This is a genomic window from Microbacterium sp. zg-YB36 (assembly GCF_024623575.2).
GTDB lineage: Bacteria > Actinomycetota > Actinomycetes > Actinomycetales > Microbacteriaceae > Microbacterium.
On record NZ_JANJFD020000001.1, the window covers coordinates 540,075 to 556,713 of the forward strand.

At 69.7% G+C, this 16,639-nt stretch carries 15 protein-coding genes and 1 tRNA gene; 6 read left to right on the forward strand and 10 right to left on the reverse strand.

Annotated elements, in window-relative coordinates; translation table 11 throughout:
• Nucleotides 1–18: 18 nt before the first annotated feature.
• The 3 genes from leuD to NQ151_RS02665 form a co-directional block, all read right to left on the reverse strand.
• Nucleotides 19–615: a 3-isopropylmalate dehydratase small subunit gene (gene leuD, locus NQ151_RS02655; RefSeq protein ID WP_257509547.1), complete on the reverse strand. Its 597-nt coding sequence runs from the start codon at nucleotides 613–615 to the stop codon at nucleotides 19–21.
• Between the two features lies 1 nt (nucleotide 616).
• Nucleotides 617–2,071: a 3-isopropylmalate dehydratase large subunit gene (gene leuC, locus NQ151_RS02660; protein WP_257509546.1), complete on the reverse strand. Its 1,455-nt coding sequence runs from the start codon at nucleotides 2,069–2,071 to the stop codon at nucleotides 617–619.
• A gap of 150 nt (nucleotides 2,072–2,221) precedes the next feature.
• Complete coding sequence (locus NQ151_RS02665) at nucleotides 2,222–3,334, reverse strand: TerC family protein (RefSeq protein ID WP_257509545.1); 1,113 nt, start codon at nucleotides 3,332–3,334, stop codon at nucleotides 2,222–2,224.
• A gap of 222 nt (nucleotides 3,335–3,556) precedes the next feature.
• Between NQ151_RS02665 and NQ151_RS02670 the strand changes: the two genes are divergently transcribed.
• Together NQ151_RS02670 and NQ151_RS02675 are read left to right on the forward strand one after the other, a co-directional pair.
• A complete protein-coding gene (locus NQ151_RS02670) occupies nucleotides 3,557–4,111 on the forward strand; it encodes an RNA polymerase sigma factor (RefSeq protein ID WP_257509941.1) in 555 nt (184 codons plus the stop codon).
• Entirely contained in the window at nucleotides 4,108–5,271 is a 1,164-nt protein-coding gene (locus tag NQ151_RS02675) for a DUF4349 domain-containing protein (protein ID WP_257526935.1), read from the forward strand. The genes NQ151_RS02670 and NQ151_RS02675 overlap by 4 nt, the downstream gene beginning before the upstream one ends.
• A gap of 61 nt (nucleotides 5,272–5,332) precedes the next feature.
• Here NQ151_RS02675 and NQ151_RS02680 read toward each other — a convergent pair whose 3' ends face one another.
• Entirely contained in the window at nucleotides 5,333–6,592 is a 1,260-nt protein-coding gene (locus NQ151_RS02680) for a wax ester/triacylglycerol synthase domain-containing protein (RefSeq protein WP_257508719.1), read from the reverse strand.
• 72 nt (nucleotides 6,593–6,664) lie between these two features.
• On the opposite strand from NQ151_RS02680, the gene NQ151_RS02685 reads away from it, so the two are divergent.
• Nucleotides 6,665–7,567: an alpha/beta fold hydrolase gene (locus NQ151_RS02685; protein ID WP_257508718.1), complete on the forward strand. Its 903-nt coding sequence runs from the start codon at nucleotides 6,665–6,667 to the stop codon at nucleotides 7,565–7,567.
• Between the two features lie 47 nt (nucleotides 7,568–7,614).
• Here the strand turns inward: NQ151_RS02685 and NQ151_RS02690 are convergent.
• A tRNA-Glu gene (locus NQ151_RS02690) sits at nucleotides 7,615–7,690 on the reverse strand.
• A gap of 98 nt (nucleotides 7,691–7,788) precedes the next feature.
• Here NQ151_RS02690 and NQ151_RS02695 point away from each other — a divergent pair.
• Nucleotides 7,789–8,427, forward strand: coding sequence for an MBL fold metallo-hydrolase (locus tag NQ151_RS02695; protein WP_257508717.1), 639 nt, complete (start codon nucleotides 7,789–7,791; stop codon nucleotides 8,425–8,427).
• 66 nt (nucleotides 8,428–8,493) lie between these two features.
• Here NQ151_RS02695 and NQ151_RS02700 read toward each other — a convergent pair whose 3' ends face one another.
• Genes NQ151_RS02700 through NQ151_RS02715 form a run of 4 tightly spaced genes read right to left on the reverse strand, consistent with a single transcriptional unit; the run spans nucleotide 8,494 to nucleotide 12,652 of the window.
• A complete protein-coding gene (locus NQ151_RS02700; RefSeq protein ID WP_257508716.1) occupies nucleotides 8,494–8,763 on the reverse strand; it encodes an HPr family phosphocarrier protein in 270 nt (89 codons plus the stop codon).
• 19 nt (nucleotides 8,764–8,782) lie between these two features.
• Complete coding sequence (locus NQ151_RS02705) at nucleotides 8,783–10,891, reverse strand: PTS fructose transporter subunit IIABC (RefSeq protein WP_257508715.1); 2,109 nt, start codon at nucleotides 10,889–10,891, stop codon at nucleotides 8,783–8,785.
• Between the two features lie 28 nt (nucleotides 10,892–10,919).
• A complete protein-coding gene (locus NQ151_RS02710; RefSeq protein ID WP_257508714.1) occupies nucleotides 10,920–11,870 on the reverse strand; it encodes a 1-phosphofructokinase in 951 nt (316 codons plus the stop codon).
• Complete coding sequence (locus NQ151_RS02715) at nucleotides 11,867–12,652, reverse strand: DeoR/GlpR family DNA-binding transcription regulator (protein ID WP_257508713.1); 786 nt, start codon at nucleotides 12,650–12,652, stop codon at nucleotides 11,867–11,869. The genes NQ151_RS02710 and NQ151_RS02715 overlap by 4 nt, the downstream gene beginning before the upstream one ends.
• Before the next feature lie 308 nt (nucleotides 12,653–12,960).
• Here NQ151_RS02715 and NQ151_RS02720 point away from each other — a divergent pair, with 308 nt between their 5' ends.
• Entirely contained in the window at nucleotides 12,961–14,517 is a 1,557-nt protein-coding gene (locus tag NQ151_RS02720) for a hypothetical protein (RefSeq protein WP_257508712.1), read from the forward strand.
• A 73-nt stretch (nucleotides 14,518–14,590) separates the two neighbouring features.
• On the opposite strand, the gene NQ151_RS02725 is transcribed toward NQ151_RS02720, so the two are convergent.
• On the reverse strand, nucleotides 14,591–15,385 hold the full coding sequence (locus NQ151_RS02725; RefSeq protein ID WP_257508711.1) for a hypothetical protein: 795 nt from the start codon (nucleotides 15,383–15,385) through the stop codon (nucleotides 14,591–14,593).
• 89 nt (nucleotides 15,386–15,474) lie between these two features.
• Between NQ151_RS02725 and NQ151_RS02730 the strand changes: the two genes are divergently transcribed.
• Nucleotides 15,475–16,383, forward strand: a complete 909-nt coding sequence (locus NQ151_RS02730) for an aminoglycoside phosphotransferase family protein (RefSeq protein ID WP_257508710.1) — start codon at nucleotides 15,475–15,477, stop codon at nucleotides 16,381–16,383.
• Nucleotides 16,384–16,639 lie beyond the last annotated feature (256 nt).

Genomic DNA, 16,639 nt, shown 5'->3' on the forward strand with positions numbered 1-16,639 from the left:
GTGGACCTCACTTGATTGCTACCGGACCGGGAGGGTCCGCGGGCGCCATGCCTCGCGGCGGGCTTCGAACTGCGCGATCGCAGCCTCGTCGCGCAGCGTCAGCCCGATGTCATCCAGACCTTCGAGCAGGCGCCATCTAGTGTAATCATCGATCTCGAAGGGAAGGCTGAGGTCGCCGATTCGCGCCGTTCGTGCTACGAGGTCGACGGTCATCTCGATGCCGGGCTGCGCGGCGATCTGCGCCCACACGGCCTCGAGATCGCTCTCCGAGATGACACCTGTAACCAGGCCCTGCTTGCCCGCGTTGCCACGGAAGATGTCGGCGAACTTGGGGCTCAGCACCACCTGGAACCCGTAGTCGCGCAGCGCCCACACGGCGTGCTCGCGGCTGGACCCGGTACCGAAGTCGGCACCGGCGACGAGGATCGAGGCACCTGCGAACGCGGGCTGGTTGAGCACGAAGTCGGGGTCCTGGCGCCAGTTCGCAAACAGTGCGTCTTCGAAACCGGTCTTCGTGACCCGCTTCAGATACACCGCGGGGATGATCTGGTCGGTGTCGACGGCAGAGCGGGTGAGCGCTGCGGCGACGCCGGTGTGGGTGGTGAATTTCTCCATGTCAGGCCTCCACTCCGGCCGATACCGGCAGATCGCTGGGGCTGGCGAGTCGCCCGAGCACGGCGGTGGCGGCGGCCACCAGCGGCGAGACGAGGTGGGTGCGCCCGCCCTTGCCCTGCCTGCCCTCGAAGTTGCGGTTGCTCGTGGATGCGCAGCGCTCCCCCGGGGAGAGCTGGTCGGGATTCATCCCCAGGCACATGGAGCAGCCTGCGAAGCGCCACTCGGCACCGAAGCCGAGGAACACCTGGTCCAGGCCCTCGGCCTCGGCCTCCAGGCGCACCCGGGCGGAACCGGGCACCACCATGACGCGAACGCCCTCGGCCTTCGTCCTGCCGCGCACGATCGACGCGAAGGCACGCAGGTCCTCGATGCGGCTGTTGGTGCAGGAGCCCATGAAGACGGCATCCACCGGCACGTCCTTCAGCGGCGTACCGGGGACCAGGTCCATGTACTCCAGAGCGCGGCGGGCGGCGGCCTGGTCGTTGGGGTCGGCGAAGTCCTCCGGGGAAGGCACGACGTCGCTGAGCGACACGCCCTGGCCCGGGTTGGTGCCCCACGTCACGAAGGGTTCCAGCGAGTCCGCGTCGAGGAACACCTCGGCATCGTGCACGGCGCCCTCGTCGCCGGGCAGCGTTCGCCAGTACGCCACGGCGTCGTCCCAATCCTGACCCTGCGGCGCGTGCGGGCGGCCCTTGAGGTAGGCGAACGTGGTTTCGTCGGGTGCAACCATGCCGGCGCGAGCGCCGGCTTCGATCGACATGTTGCAGATGGTCATCCGCCCCTCCATCGAGAGGGCGCGGATCGCACTGCCGCGGAACTCGAGGACGTAGCCCTGTCCCCCGTTGGTGCCGATCTTCGCAATGACGGCGAGGATGATGTCCTTCGCCGTGACGCCGGGCTTCAGGTCGCCCTCGACGGTGATCGCCATCGTCTTGAATGGCTTCAGCGGCAGCGTCTGGGTGGCCAACACATGCTCCACCTCGCTCGTGCCGATGCCGAACGCCATGGCGCCGAACGCGCCGTGCGTGGAGGTGTGGGAATCGCCGCACACGACGGTGATTCCCGGCATGGTGAGCCCGAGCTGCGGCCCGACCACGTGGACGATGCCCTGTTCCTTGTCACCGAGCGAATGCAGGCGGACGCCGAATTCCTCCGCATTGCGGCGGAGGGTTTCGATCTGCGTGCGGCTGGTCAGATCGACGATGGGCTTGTCGATCTCCAGCGTCGGGGTGTTGTGGTCCTCGGTGGCGATGGTGAGGTCCAGGCGCCGTACCGGGCGGCCCTCGGCGCGGAGACCCGAGAAGGCCTGCGGGCTGGTCACCTCGTGCACGAGGTGCAGGTCGATGTAGATGAGGTCGGGTGCGCCGTCTTCGCCCTTGACCACCACGTGGTCATCCCACACCTTCTCGGGGAGGGTGCGGGGGCGATCGGGGATCGTCGCTGCGGGTGTGCTCATGACTATCTCGTTCTCCTTGCGAACCGGATCAAGCCCGCCACGAACTCCGCGACGAGGAGGGGCTCAGAACGAGGCCTCGTCGCGGCTGCTAAGGAGAAGCCGAGCGATCCGCACGGGCCCACATTAGCACCGTGCGGATCGCTCTCCGGTTCAGTGACCGGTGGGCTCGTCCGGGCGTTCCGCCGCCGGGTGCGTGGCGTGCGCGTCCGGCTCCTCGACCGTCGCGGGCGTGCGGTGCTCGTGAGCCACCGCCGCTGCCGCCGCCTGCGGAGTCTGCGCCTTGCGGTCGCGGGACGACGCGATGAGGCTGGCGACCGTGGCCACCGTCATGGAGGCGATGATGACACCCAGCGACATCCAGGTGGAGATGTCGGGCACCCACGAGATGTGCTCGCCGCCGTTGATGAAGGGCAGCTCGTTCTCATGCATGGCGTGGAAGATGAGCTTCACGCCGATGAAGGCGAGGATGAACGCGATGCCGTAGTGCAGGTAGCGGAGGCGATCCAGCAGCCCGCCGAGCAGGAAGTACAGCTGACGCAGCCCCATCAGCGCGAAGATGTTCGCGGTGAAGACGATGAACGGGTCCTGCGTGATACCGAAGATCGCGGGGATCGAGTCCAGCGCGAACAGCAGGTCGGTCATGCCGATGGCGACGAACACGATGATCATCGGGGTGAAGATCTTCTTGCCCCCGACGACCGTGCGCACCTTGGCGCCGTCGTACTCCTCGCTGATGTCGACGCGGCGGCGCAGGAGGCGCACGATGGCGCTCTCCTTCTTGATCTCGTCCTCATGCTCCTTGGCGGGGAAGGCCTGCTTCCAGGCGGTGTAGATGAGGAACGCGCCGAACAGGTAGAAGATCGGCAGGAACTGCTCGATGATCACGGCGCCGAGCAGGATGAAGATGCCGCGCAGGATCAGCGCGATGATGATGCCGACCATCAGCACCTTCTGCTGGTACTGCCGGGGCACCGCGAACTGGCCCATGATCAGCACGAAGACGAAGAGGTTGTCGATCGACAGGCTGTACTCGGTGAGCCAGCCGGCGACGAACTGCCCGGTCACGTCCCCGCTGCCGGTGACGGCGAACAGCACGAAGGCGAAGGCGATCGCCAGCCCTACGTAGAACACCACCCACAGCGTCGACTCCTTCGCCGAGGGGATGTGCGGGCGCTTGATGATCAGAAGCAGATCGGCGATGAGGATCGTGAGCAGCACGATGAACGCGCTGATCTCGAACCAGACGGGGATCTCGAAGCCCATGGGAGCCTTTCGGAGGGGTGCGGTAGATGGCCGAAAGTCTCTCCCCCGCAGGCTGCGGCGCGCGCCCGGGGTCACTCGATTGGGACCCGTGATGACGGACGCGCGAGATCGGGATACTCCCTCTCGCTCGGACAAGGATACAGGCGCGGCGCTCGGTGGCAGCCCGCATGAGACGATCGGGCGCGGGCTGACACTTCTCAGGTGAGAGACGAAAGGACGCGCATGGGCGAGCAGCCGGGCGACGCGGCACTGGTGACGCTGGCCGCGGGTGGATCGGAACAGGCGTTCCGCACGCTTTACCGTGCGTACGTGCGCCCGGTGTATTGGGTCGCTCACGGGCTGGTGGGTACCGCCGTCGACGCCGAGGACGTCACGCAGGAGACGTTCCTCGCGGCGTGGCGCAAGCTCCCCGGCCTGCAGTTGGCCGGGCCCTCGCTGCTGCCTTGGCTGGTGACGATCTGCCGTTTCCAGGCAGCGAACCGGGTGCGCAGACTGCGGCGTGACCGCGAGCACACCGCCGATGCGGTGGACCAGCACCTGCCGGACACCGTCGACGTGGAGCAGCAGGTCATCGGTCAGGACCTCGCCGACCGGATCCTCGCCGCCGTGGCAGAGCTGACGCCGCTGGACCAGCAGATCTTCCGGCTGTGCGCGGCAGAGGGATACGCCTATCAGGCGGCAGCCGAGGAACTGGGTGTCGGCCACGGCGTCGTACGCAACCGTCTCTCCCGCATCCGCACCCGGTTGCGGACCGAGGTCGGAACGGAGAGCACATGAACGACACGACTGGGAAGCCGGAGAACCCCACTGGGCTGCCCGAGCTGAGCGACGCGTCGGTGACGCGCATCGAGGATGCCGTCTTCAGCGAGATCGCCGCGGTGCGCCGCGCCGACGACGAAGCCGACCGGCGCCGACGCGCCCGGCGGGGCCGGTGGTGGATCGCCGGAGGCGCCGCCGCGGTCGTGGTGGTCGTGGCGGCGGCTATCGCGCCGTCGATCGGCGGCATCGTGCGCGGGACCAGTGGGAGCGACTCCATGGAAGCCGGCGACTTCACGACGACCGAGACGTGGGAGGGCGCGGAGTCGATGCCCGAATGGATCGCTCCGGAGGCGGCACCGGATGCTGCTGTGGGAGCCTCCGGCGGCGACGTCCAGGCGGTGGAGGGGTCGGCGCGCGAGGTGATCGCGACCGCCACTGCCACCCTCGAGGTGACCGACGCCGACAGTGCGGCCAGGGACGCGGCCGAGGCGATCGCGGCCGCCGCAGAGGCATCCGGGGGTTACGTCGAATCGCTGAGCATCGGAGGGGCCGCGGTGGACACCGGCGCCACCGGCGGTGTGATCCGGGAGATGACCACGACGATCCCGTACCCCCCGTCGGGCACCTGGATCAGCGTGCGCATTCCGGCCGACGAACTGCAGAGCACGATCGCCGGTCTGGCGGAGCACGGCACGGTCACCGCATCCCAGATCTCTCGGCAGGATGTCACCACGCAGACTGTTGATCTGCGTGCGCGTATCGCGTCGGCTCAGGCATCCGTCGATCGCCTCACCGACCTGATGGCGCAGGCGGGGTCGCTCGCCGACCTGATCGCGGCCGAAAGCGCCCTCGCCGAGCGCCAGGCCGAACTGGAGTCGTGGCAGCAGCAGCTGGAGTACCTCGACCAGCAGGTGGCGCTGTCGTCACTGTCGGTGAGCATCGTGACGCCGCCCGAGCGGGTCGAGGCCGATCCCGCCGGGTTCGGCGACGGTCTGGCCGCAGGCTGGAACGGTCTGGTCGCCACAGTCAACGGCATCGTCATCGCGCTGGGGTTCCTCCTCCCCTGGCTCGCCGTCGCCGCCCTGGTGGCCCTGCTGGTGTGGCTCACCCTCCGCATCGCCCGCCGCCGCCGCTCCCCCTCCCCGCCCGCGGACCCCACCCCCACCCCCACCCCGTGAAACCACAGCTGGTCGCCCAGACGATGGGAAGTTCCCAGGGTCTCGGCGACCAGGTGTGGTCTCAGCGGGTCGGGGGCGGTGCAGCGGCCAAGTCAGCGCGCATCGCAGTGGCGAACGTCTCCCCGTGGACGTGGCCGGCGTCGAAGTGGATGCCACACCACAGCGACCCACGGTAGGAGACCGCGGCCACGCCCAGCCGCACGTTCGCCGCGAGCACCGCGACCGGCCACACCGACAGCACGGGTGCTCCGGCAAGGCTCAGGGCTCCCCGCGGCCCGGGGACGTCGGTGACGAACCCGTCGACGAGCGTCTGCCGCGCGGCGACGCGGTCCATGATCCGCGCGCCGATGGGGCCGCGCATCAGTTCGAGGGTTCCCTGCGCGCGTGCCTGCACCTTCTCACGGCGGGTCCGTGCCGCGATGGCGGCCAGTCGCGCCTCGGGTGTCATGTCCGACAGCGGGAGCGCGACCAGCATGACGCCGACCTGGTTGCGGGCGGCGCCGCGCCTGGCCAACGCGACCGGGATCGAGACGGTGACTTCCCGAGGTGCCGGCAGGCCATCCGCGGTGAGCAGCGCCCGATAGCCGGCCGCGACCGCCGAGAGCAGCACATCGTTCACGGTGGCGCCGTGCTCCGCCCCGCGTGCGCGAAGCGTCGCAACGTCCGCCCGGCAGAACGCGACGCCGTGGGTCGCGCTGCGCTCGCCGGTCAGCACCGTCGCCCCGGTGCCACGCCCGGCGACGGTGGCGACGATGCGCCGCAGGGCGACCAGCGCGCGGCGTACATCCCAGGGCGTCGCACTGCGGTCGTCCGCGACGGCAGGCGGCGACTCGGCATCCCGCGCTCCGGGCGCGGCGAACAGCCGGCGGACCAGCTGCACGGCGGCTGCCCCGTCTGCGATGGCGTGGTGGATGCGCAGGATGAACGCGGCACGCCCCGCGCCCGCGCCGGGCAGCAACAGCAGTTCCCAGAGCGGGCGATCGCGCGGCAAAGGTTCGCTCATCAGCTGCGCGCACCGCTGCTGCAGGTCGCCGAGATCGGCCAACGGCGGCAGCAGCCGAACGTGCGCATCCAGGTCGGGGGCGCGGTCGCTCCAGCCGTGCCGACCCCGCCGGTCCGTGGCGAGCACTTGGCGCAGTTCCGGGATCTCGACGACGCGCTCCGCGAGGTCGGCGCGCAGCAGGGCGAGGTCGACGGAGCCGTCCCCGCCGAGAAAACCGCCGGGTTCCGCGACGCCGGCGATGAGGAACACGTTCACCTGCCCCGCGTGGTCGAGCACGAGGTTCGCCGCGTCAACCCGCGCGAGTGTCTGCCACGGCATCCGCTCTCCCCTCCGTCAATTGCACCCACCCACACTCTGGCCGACAGGCGGCGGCGTTGCGATAGTGGATTCATGGCCACCGCGCCCAGACTTCCCACGCCGGCCGAACTTCGCGCCTGCCTGGCGGAGTCGCCGCGGACCGTGACGACAGCGGTGGGACCGGTCGAGTATGCCGAACGCGGGGATGGCGAGCCGGTGCTGTCCATCCACGGCACGCTCGGCGGGTGGGATCAGGGACTCGTCTCCGCGGAGTTCCTTCGTGTGAACGGATTCCGCATCATCGCGCCGAGCAGACCCGGGTACCTGGGGACGCCGCTGGCGAGCGGCCGCACCTTCGCCGAGCAGGGCGACGCGCTCGCGGCACTGCTGGACGCGCTCGACGTCGACAGCATCATCGTGCTCGCGCTCTCCGGCGGCGGCCCCGCCGCCTACGAACTGGCAGCCCGCCACCGCGACCGGGTGGCGCGCCTCGTTCAAGTGGACGCCGTGTGCATTCCCGGCCGGATACCGCGCGCGGCGGTACGCATCGCCGCACGCGACGGTCTCGCCAAGGCGCAGCTCTGGCTGCTGCGCCATGCACCGAAGACGACCCTGGCCGCCCTCCTCCGCATGAGCGGCATAGACAGCGGCAAGATCGTCGCCCGACGCGCCGCGGCACTCGCTGCCGTTCCGGGCCGCATTGCGCCGCTGGAGGTGACGCTTCAGGCGTCGCTCGGCGCGGCGCGGCGCCGCCAGGGGCTGGACAACGACCTCATGCCGTTCACTCCCGCACCGGTGGCGCGCATCAGGTGCCCGACGCTGATCGTGCACGCCCGCTCGGACAGGAACGTCCCGCCGGTCAATGCCGAGTACGCCCACGAGCGCATCGCCGGCTCCGAGCTGTACTGGATGGACGGCTCCCACGTCGCGTTCGCCCTGGAGGCCGCCGACACGGCGCCGGCGTACGTGGTGAACTGGCTGCGCGGGAGCGAATGAGCCCGGAAATGCAGAAAACCCCCGGCATGACCGGGGGTTTTCTTGGGTGGTGACCCCAGCGGGATTCGAACCCGCGTTACCGCCGTGAGAGGGCGGCGTACTAGGCCGCTATACGATGGGGCCGTTGCGACAACCGTTAAAGTATGCCACGGCGTGCATGATGCGACCAAATCGGGGCGGGCCGGGTTGCCCCCGGGCGTGTCGCGGGGTTGACTCGACTCATGCGAGTGACCAAGCACGAACACGCGTGCCTGCGCCTGGAGCGCGACGGCAAGACGCTGATCATCGACCCCGGCAGTTTCACCCTCCCCCTCACAGACGTCAAAGGGCTCGTGGGAATCGTGGTGACGCACGAGCACGCCGACCACTGGACACCCGATCACCTCGATCGGCTGCTGGCTCTCGCCGCGGACACCCCGATCTTCGCCCCGGCGGGGGTGGCCGCGGCCGCCCCGGGGTACGACATCACCGTGGTCTCCCCCGGCGACACCGTGACGCTCGAACCGTTCACCCTCACGTTCTTCGGCGGCCGTCACAACGTCATCCACGAGTCCATCCCCGTCGTCGACAACGTCGGGGTGCTCGTCAACGACGAGTTCTACTACGCCGGCGACTCGTATGCCGTGCCGAAGGGCGCCGATGTACGCCTGCTCGCGGCGCCTGTCGGAGCGCCCTGGCTCAAGATCGGCGAGGCGATGGACTTCGTCCTGGCCGTCGGGCCACGTCGTGCGTTCGCCACCCACGACATGACGCTGTCGCGGGTCGGCCTGCAGATGGGCCGCGCCCGGCTGAAGTGGGCCACCGAACAGGGTGGCGGTGAGTTCTTGGAGCTCGAGCCGGGCGGGACTTTCGACCTCTGACCCTTGAAACGACGGATGCCGCGGGGTCCTGCCCCGCGGCATCCGTCTATCCGGTGTGTACCGATGTCACTGCGCGTCGAGATCGGTCTCCAGCAGCTGCGCCAGCTCGTCCAGCGCCTGCTCGGCGCCGTCACCCTCGGCCTTCAGCGTCACGACGGTGCCGTGCGAAGCACCGAGACCCATGAGCGACAGGATGCTGCCCGCGTTGAGGTCGGGCCCGCCGTCGACCGCGATCGTCACCGGGACGCTCTTTTCCTGCACCGCCTGAACGAACAGCTTCGCGGGGCGAGCGTGCAGCCCGGAGCTGCTGGCGATGGTGGCCTGGCGTTCTGCCATGGTGTCCTCCTAGGGGATCTCAAACGGTCGCCGGAGCCTGCGCGGCAGGCGCCGCTTCGGCTTCGGCGAGTTCTTTCGGGGCAACCCACTTCTTCAGGGCTACGACGATAAGCGCAGTCACGACGGTACCTGCCGCCAGCGCCACCAGGAACCCCCAGATGGGGTCGATGGCGAAGAAGACGAAGATCCCGCCGTGGGGCGCTCGGGACTCGACAGCGAAGATCATACTCAACGCGCCCGTGACCGCCCCGCCGACCATCGACGCCGGGATCACGCGCAGCGGGTCTGCCGCGGCGAACGGGATCGCGCCCTCGGAGATGAACGATGCACCCAGCAGCCACGCAGCCTTGCCGTTCTCGCGTTCGACCGGAGTGAACAGCTGGCGGCCGAGCACGGTGGAGGCCAGGGCCATCGCCAACGGCGGCACCATACCGGCGCACATGACCGCGGCCATGATGAGGTACGGCGTGGTGTTCGTCGCCGAGGCGGTGCCGAGGCCGGCGACGGCGAACGCATAGGCGACCTTGTTGACGGGGCCCCCCAGGTCGAAGCACATCATGAGCCCGAGGATCACACCCACCAGGACGATCAGCCCGGTGGCGGCGAGATCGTTCAGACCGTTGGTCATCTGCTCCATGAGCCAGGCGATGGGCCGGCCGAGGAAGAGCACCATGAGCCCCGATGCCACGATCGACGCGACCAGCGGGATGATCACAACCGGCATGAGCCCGCGCAGCCACCGAGGGGCGTCCAGCTTGCCGATCCACCACGCGACACCACCGGCCAGGAGACCGCCGACGATACCGCCGATGAACCCCGCGTTCATCAGCAGTGCGACAGCACCCGCGACGAAGCCGGGCGCGATACCCGGCCGATCGGCGATCGCATAGGCGATGTACCCGGCGAGGGCAGGTACGAGGAAATTCATCGACGTACTGCCGATCATGAAGGCGACCGAGCCCAGGTATTGCCCGAGCCCGCCCGCGGGCAGCTGCCAGAGCGAGTTCTCGATGATGACGGATGCCGCGTCGTTGCTCACCTCGTAGCCGCCGAGGAGGAAGCCCAGCGCCATCAGCAGTCCGCCGCCGGCGACGAAGGGGATCATGTAGCTGACACCGGTCAGCAGCCAGCGCTGGATGCGGGCACCCACGCCGGGTCGCTCGGATGCCGTGTCGGCGGAGCTGCTCGTCGCAGTCGCGGTCACCCGCTGGGCGCCGGGGTCTTTCGCCGCGGCGACCGCCTCTTCGATCATCTGGGCAGGCTGCTCAATGCCGCGTTTCACGCCGGATCGCACGAGCGGTTTGCCGGCGAACCGCTGGGGCTCCCGCACGTCGACGTCGGTCGCGAAGATCACGGCATCCGCCTGATCGATCACGTCCTTCGGGAGGGCCTTGTAGCCGCTGGAGCCCTGCGGCTCGACGATGAGATCGATACCCGCCTTGTTGCCTGCAGCAGTGAGGGCGTCGGCCGCCATGAAGGTGTGGGCGATGCCGGTCGCGCAGGCCGTCACCGCGACGATGCGCGCCGGGCGCCCGTCGACGGTCAGCTCCGGGGCGACACCCCCGGTGGATGCCGCCACGGCCGCGGGGGCAGCGACGGTCGGCTCGGTGGCCGCGGCGGCGGTCGTCGCGGCGGTCGCCCCAGTCGCCGTTGCTGCGGGGGCCGTGGCGTCCGGCTCTTCCCCGATCGCCCGCCGCACGATGTGCACGACCTCGTCAGGGGTGGCCGCCGCGCGCAGGCCCGAGGTGAACTCCTCCTGCATGAGGGACCGGGCGAGCCGAGAGAGCACGGCCAGATGCGCCTCCGCGGCGCCCTCGGGGGCGGCAATGAGGAACACCAGGTCGGCGGGGCCGTCGGGCGCGCCGAACGGCACCCCGGGAGACAGCCGGGCGAAGGCGAGCGAGGGCTCCGAGACCGCGGCGCTCTTGGCGTGCGGGATCGCGATGCCACCGGGCAGCCCGGTCTCATCCTTCTGCTCTCGCGCCCACGCATCGGTGAACAGTGCGTGGGTGTCGCTTGCGCGCCCCTGAGCGACGACCCGCGCCGCCAGCGCGCGGATCACCGACTGCTTGTCGTTTCCCAGGGACTCGTCGAGGCTGACCAGTTCTGGGGTGATTGTCTGGGTCATGATGACCTCCAGGTGTTGCGTGATTGGGTCAGGTTTCCAGGGCACGAACCGGCACATCTCCGGTGGGGAGATCCAGCGGTGTCGGGGCCTGCGTGCCCGGCAGGGTGGCTGCCGCAGCGCCGTAACGGATGGCGCTGCGCAGCCTTTCGTGTGGTTCAGCGGCGGATACGTCTGCGATCAGGTAGCCGGCCAGCGAACTGTCCCCGGCGCCGACGGTGCTCTGCACCCGGATCGTCGGCGGCGTCCCCGCCCAGACGGCATCCGGTGTGATGAGCACGGCCCCGGCGCCGCCCAGGGTCACCAGCGCAGCTCCGACGCGAGTGGGCACGAGCCCACGCGCGATCGTGGCTACCGAGGAGACCAGGTCGACGGCCGGGTCGAGAGTCACGCCGGCGAGTTCGGCCAGTTCGTGCTCGTTCGGTTTGATCAGGTCGGGCCGGGCGCGTTCGACGACGGCCCGCAGCGCGGGGCCGGACGTGTCGACCGCGATGCGCGGCGCCCCACTTCCCCAGCGTGATCGCACCGCATCGATGACGTCGACATAGAAGTCGTCGGCCACCCCGGGCGGCAGCGACCCGGCCAAAACCAGCCAGCGGGCGTCGGCACAGGCGCTGACGACGGCGGCGGTGACCGCAGCGGCATCCGCTGCGGTCAACTCCGCGCCGGGAAGATTGATCTTCGTGGTCACGCCGGCGGGATCGGTGATGGTCACGTTGGCGCGGGCGTGCCCGGCGACGGGCACCAGGCTGCTGGGGAGTGCCGTGGTCTGCAGTGCAACGGCGAAGGGGTCGTCGTCAGCGAGGGGCAGCACCGCACGAGTGGGGACTGCGGATGCCGCGACAACGCGGGACACGTTGATGCCCTTGCCGCCCGCATCCTCCCGCGCAGCGCGGGCCACCTGCACCTGACCCACCTGCAGCGGGTCGGCGAGCACGACGGTCCGGTCGAGCGAGGGATTCGCAGTGAGGGTGACGATCATGCGGTCCACACCTCCGTTCCGGCTTCATCCAGTGCCACGGCGAGTCCCGCTTCGGGAGCACGGTCGGTGGTGAGGATGTCGATGTCCTCGAGCCCTGCGAATCCCACCAGCAGCTCCGCATCGAATTTCTCGGCATCGGTGACCAACACCACACGGCGCGAACTGCGCACGATGGCCCGCTTCACGCTCGCCTCGTCGGGGTCGGGGGTGCTCAGCCCGAACGCGGCAGACAGCCCGTTCGTGCCGATGAACGCGACGTCGGGGCGCAGTTCCTCGATCGCGCGGACGGTGTGTGCGCCGACCGCGGCGGCGGTGAGACCGCGCACGCGCCCGCCGATGACGGTGAGCGAGATGCGGGGCGACCCGGCGAGGCTGCTGGCGATCGACATGGCATGGGTGACGACCTCGGCGGAGCCGCCGGTTTCGGCGAGCCTGGTGGGAAGGAGCGTCGCGACAGCAGCGGTCGTGGTGCCCGCGTCGAGGAAGATCGACCCGCGGAATCCGTCGCCGAGGACATCGAGTGCCCGACTGGCGATCGCCAGCTTCGCGGCACCGCGCTGGGAGGAGCGTTCCGCGAGCGAGGGTTCGACCACGCTGGTGCGACCGCGCGCGACGGCGCCGCCGTGCACGCGGCGCAATGCGCCCGAGCGCTCGAGCTGGTCCAGGTCGCGGCGCACCGTCTCAGTGGTGACGCCGAAGCGCTCGGCGAGGTTGACCACGGCGACGCGCCCGTCCTGGGAGACCAAATGCTCGATCAGCCGGTGGCGCTCCATTGCATACACGTCCGGTTCCTTTCCCTGAATTCCCACACGATACAACACAAACACAGATGATCTCAAGACCCCGCCTGCGATTCTGTGGGGGTTGTGGATCGGGTACAAGAAACTCGGTCTCATGCGCTGTGGCACTTAGTTCCGCCATGCAGATTCTGTCGAATGTCACCGCGCGGCATGTGGTGACTGCTACTTTCGGGCGACCCGACGGCATCCGTCACCGCGTTCACCCGGACGCACCGACGCACTGCGATCCACCCTGTGCCATCGGGCGTGCCCGAACCCGCCTGCCCGCAGGCGCGAACCCTGGAGTCTCAATGTCGAGAACCACGACGCACACCCATGGCCTGGGGATGCGTATCACCGTCGTCGTGCTGGCAGCGTTGCTGGCCGCGATGACGGTCATGTACCTGCTCACCGTGCACCGTCTCAGCGACGGCGCCTCCCAACTCGCGGCCGGCGCGTCGCAAGCAGACGACGGCTCGCAGCGACTGGTCGACGGCGCCGCCACCCTGTCTTCGGGCGCGCAGACGCTCGCTGACGGTGCCGCCGAACTCGACGCCGGCGCCGCCACCGCCGCGACGGGAGCCGAGTCCCTCGCCACCGGCGCGGTCTCGGCCGCCACGGGAGCTGCCACGCTGGCAGACGGTGCTGCTTCGCTTTCCACAGGTGCCGAGTCGGCGGCATCCGGAGCGTCCCGGGTGTCTTCGGGCGCATCGACGGCCGCCGCCGGCGCGGGGCGTCTGGAGAGCGGAGCCCGCGACGCCGCGGTAGGCGCCAACACTCTCGCCACGGGAGCCGCGGATGCCGCTGCGGGGGCGTCCGTACTCGCCGGAAAGACCGCGAGCCTGGCCGCCGGCGTGGTGGCTGCGCACGGTATCGCGACCGAGCGTCTCCTTCCCGGAGCGCAAGGCATGCTCGACACGCTCAACGCCCGAATCACCGCTGACGTCTCCACACTGGCCGGCAACGGCGAAGCGCTCGCCGGGCTGGCTGCAGCCGCGCCTGTCAACAGCGCGGCGCTTAACGCGGGATTGCAGACGCTGAAGACGGAGGTCACGAACCTGCCCGACGCGGCGTTCGCAGACCCCGATGTGAAGCAACTGCTCGCCGAGACCCTCGCCGACCTCACCCGGCTGTCCGAGGGCGTCAACACGCAGACCAACTTGATGGCCCGCCCGACCGCGGCAGCGCCCCAGCTCGCGGCAGGCATCCTCGCAGCCCGCGATGGCGCTCAGCAGCTCGCCGGTGGCCTCGGTGTTCTGGTCAACGGTAACGATGCAGAGTGGCCGGGCACGATCGCACTTGCCGACGAGAAGGCAGGCGCACCCGCCCTCGCCGCGGGAGCATGGGACCTCGCCGCCGGCAGCGCAAAGGTCAGCGTCGGCGCGGAAAGCCTCGCCACCGGTGTGCGGTCGCTGTCCGACGGCGCAACCACGTTGGCATCCGGTACCCGCACGCTCGCCGGCGGGGCTTCGACCCTCGACGCCGGCGCGCAGAACCTCAACGCGGGCGCGGGTCGTCTGCTGACCGGTGCGGGTGACCTCGCCACCGGCACGGGCACCCTGTCCGAGGGCGCCGGATCACTGTCCGAAGGCGTCTCCACCCTGGCCGCCGGCTCCACCGCCGTGGCCGACGGTGCCGCAGACCTCGCCGCCGGCGGTGATGAGCTTGCCACCGGTGCCGCGTCGCTCGCGGATGGCAACATGCAACTGGCTGCGGGCTCGGATGAACTGCACACCGGCGCGTCGACGGCCGTACCCAACCTGATGCCGTGGATGCTCGGCATCGGGCTCGCAGGTCTCATCGCCCTGGGGTTCTGGGTCGGTCACCGCATCAATCACCGCAACAGCGCCGTGGCCGCCACGGCCTGAATCGCCTCACCCCCTGGGGCGTCGGCTCTGGTCGACGCCCCAGGAAAGGCGGCGCTGCCGCGATCCGACCCGGTCAAGCCGTCGGCGGGGAGTCCGGCTCCCCGACCCACACCTCGACATGGTCGCCACGATGGATGAACCGCAGTAGCGTGCCGACGGGCGCGTCGAAGTCCGACTCGGGGAACTCTGTCCCCAGGAGCATGTCGATCATGGGATCGAGTCCGCCCCGCCCACAGCTGTAGCCGAGGAATGCCTCATCCCGCGCGACGAAAAGACAGTCCCCGCCGAGGTGCGCGGCGGCGGCGTAGGCATCCATCCCCTCGTAGGAGCCATAGACGGTCACCTCGGCGTCCGATGCAATGCCGAGGTAGTCGAGCATGCCGCTTCTGGTGAGGAACTCGGGGGCCGCGGCCGCATCATCCAACACCGGCAAGACCGCCTCGGGTCGAGCCTGCGCCGCCAGTGTCGCGATGCCTGTGAACGCCGCGGCGAGTACGGTCACTCCCACGACGGTCGACAGCGGGTGACGGTGCCCGAAACGGCGGATGCGAGTGAGAGTCCTCGGCTCCACGGGTGCGGAAACGGATGCCGGCGGTATCGACTTCCATCCCGTAGCAGCCGCGGTCAACGCTGAACCAGGCTCGTCCTGCACGGCGAACTCAGGGATCGCTGTGACGACGGCATCCGGCTCGGCGCCGACTGGCGCAGCTTCGGTGCGATGCCGCGTCGGCACTGCGGCACGCTCGAGTTCGTGCAGTCGCGCCAGCGCGGCGGCATCCGCCCCGATGTCGGCGGCGGGGCCATACGCGCGGCGCCGCAGGGCCGCGAGCTCCGCAGTCTCGGCGGGCGTCATCGTCCGGGTCTCCACGGGCCCATTATGTCGGGAGCGCGACGCCGCTCGCGCGAGACGCCCTGACACCTCAGGACCGCGGCAGAGCCGGGCGCTAGCCTCGGGTCATGGCAGACATGCCCCGCGCCGACATCACCGTCGATACCGCCACCGTGGCCTCCCTCGCCGCCATCGCCCGCGCGTCGGTGCCCGACGCACCCGCAGACGACCCGGTGTGGCTCGTGAACGGCTGGGACTGCAGCATGTGGCGGTGGGGTGAGCATCTGGCCCTGCGCGTGCCGCGCCGGGAGATCGTGGTGCCGGCGGTGCTGAGCGAGCAGCGATGGCTGCCGATTCTCGCACCCGCGATCGACCGGGATGGGGTGCGATTGTCTGCGCCGATCTTCGCGGGTGAACCGACCGCACGCTTCCCGTGGCCGTGGTCGGTGGTGCCGTGGATCGATGGCGCGTCCGCGATGGCCGAGGCCCGGTCGGATCGCACCGCGTGGGCTGCACAACTTGCCGAGACGATTGCCGCTCTGCACGTTCCGGCCGACGCCGCCGCACCGCACAATCCCTACCGCGGCGGCCCACTGTTCGAGCGGGACGCCGGGGTGCGTGCCAACCTCGACGCCCTCGCCGCCGTCACCGATGGCGATGCCCGCATGCTGTGTCGGCTGTGGGAAGAGGGAGTCCGGGCGTCTCCGTGGGCCGGCGCACCGGTATGGGTTCACGGCGATCTGCACCCCGGGAACCTGGTCATCAGAGACGGGAGGCTGGCGGGCGTGATCGATTTCTCCGACCTCACCGCCGGCGACCCCGCCTACGACCTGGCGGTCGCCTGGCTCGCATTCGACGAGGCCGGACGCGAGATCTTCACGCGCGCGCTCGCCTACGACGCCCACACCTGGGTGCGATCGCGCGCGTGGGCGGCGGCCATCGGCGCGATGCTCATCGCGCACAGCGACGATTCCCCGGAGTACCGGGCACTCGGTCGCGAGATCGTGGGCGAATTGCGGAACAGCAACGCCCGTTAACGAGAAAACCCCGGCTCACCGGGGGATTCCCAAATTGCTGCGATACCTGGACTCGAACCAAGAACAACGGTAGGGCGTCGAGGTGACGACTCCCCCATCGTGTTGCCGCATGATTCCGCGGATTTCCGCGGTTTTCATGGGCTCGTTATAACGGCTGGCACCGGCGTGAACGGGCTGATCCTGGGTCGTTTGAGGGTTTCTGGTCTCGTTTCTGGTCACGGTGGCGGGGTGACCTCCGAGGCCCTCGCGAGGTCAC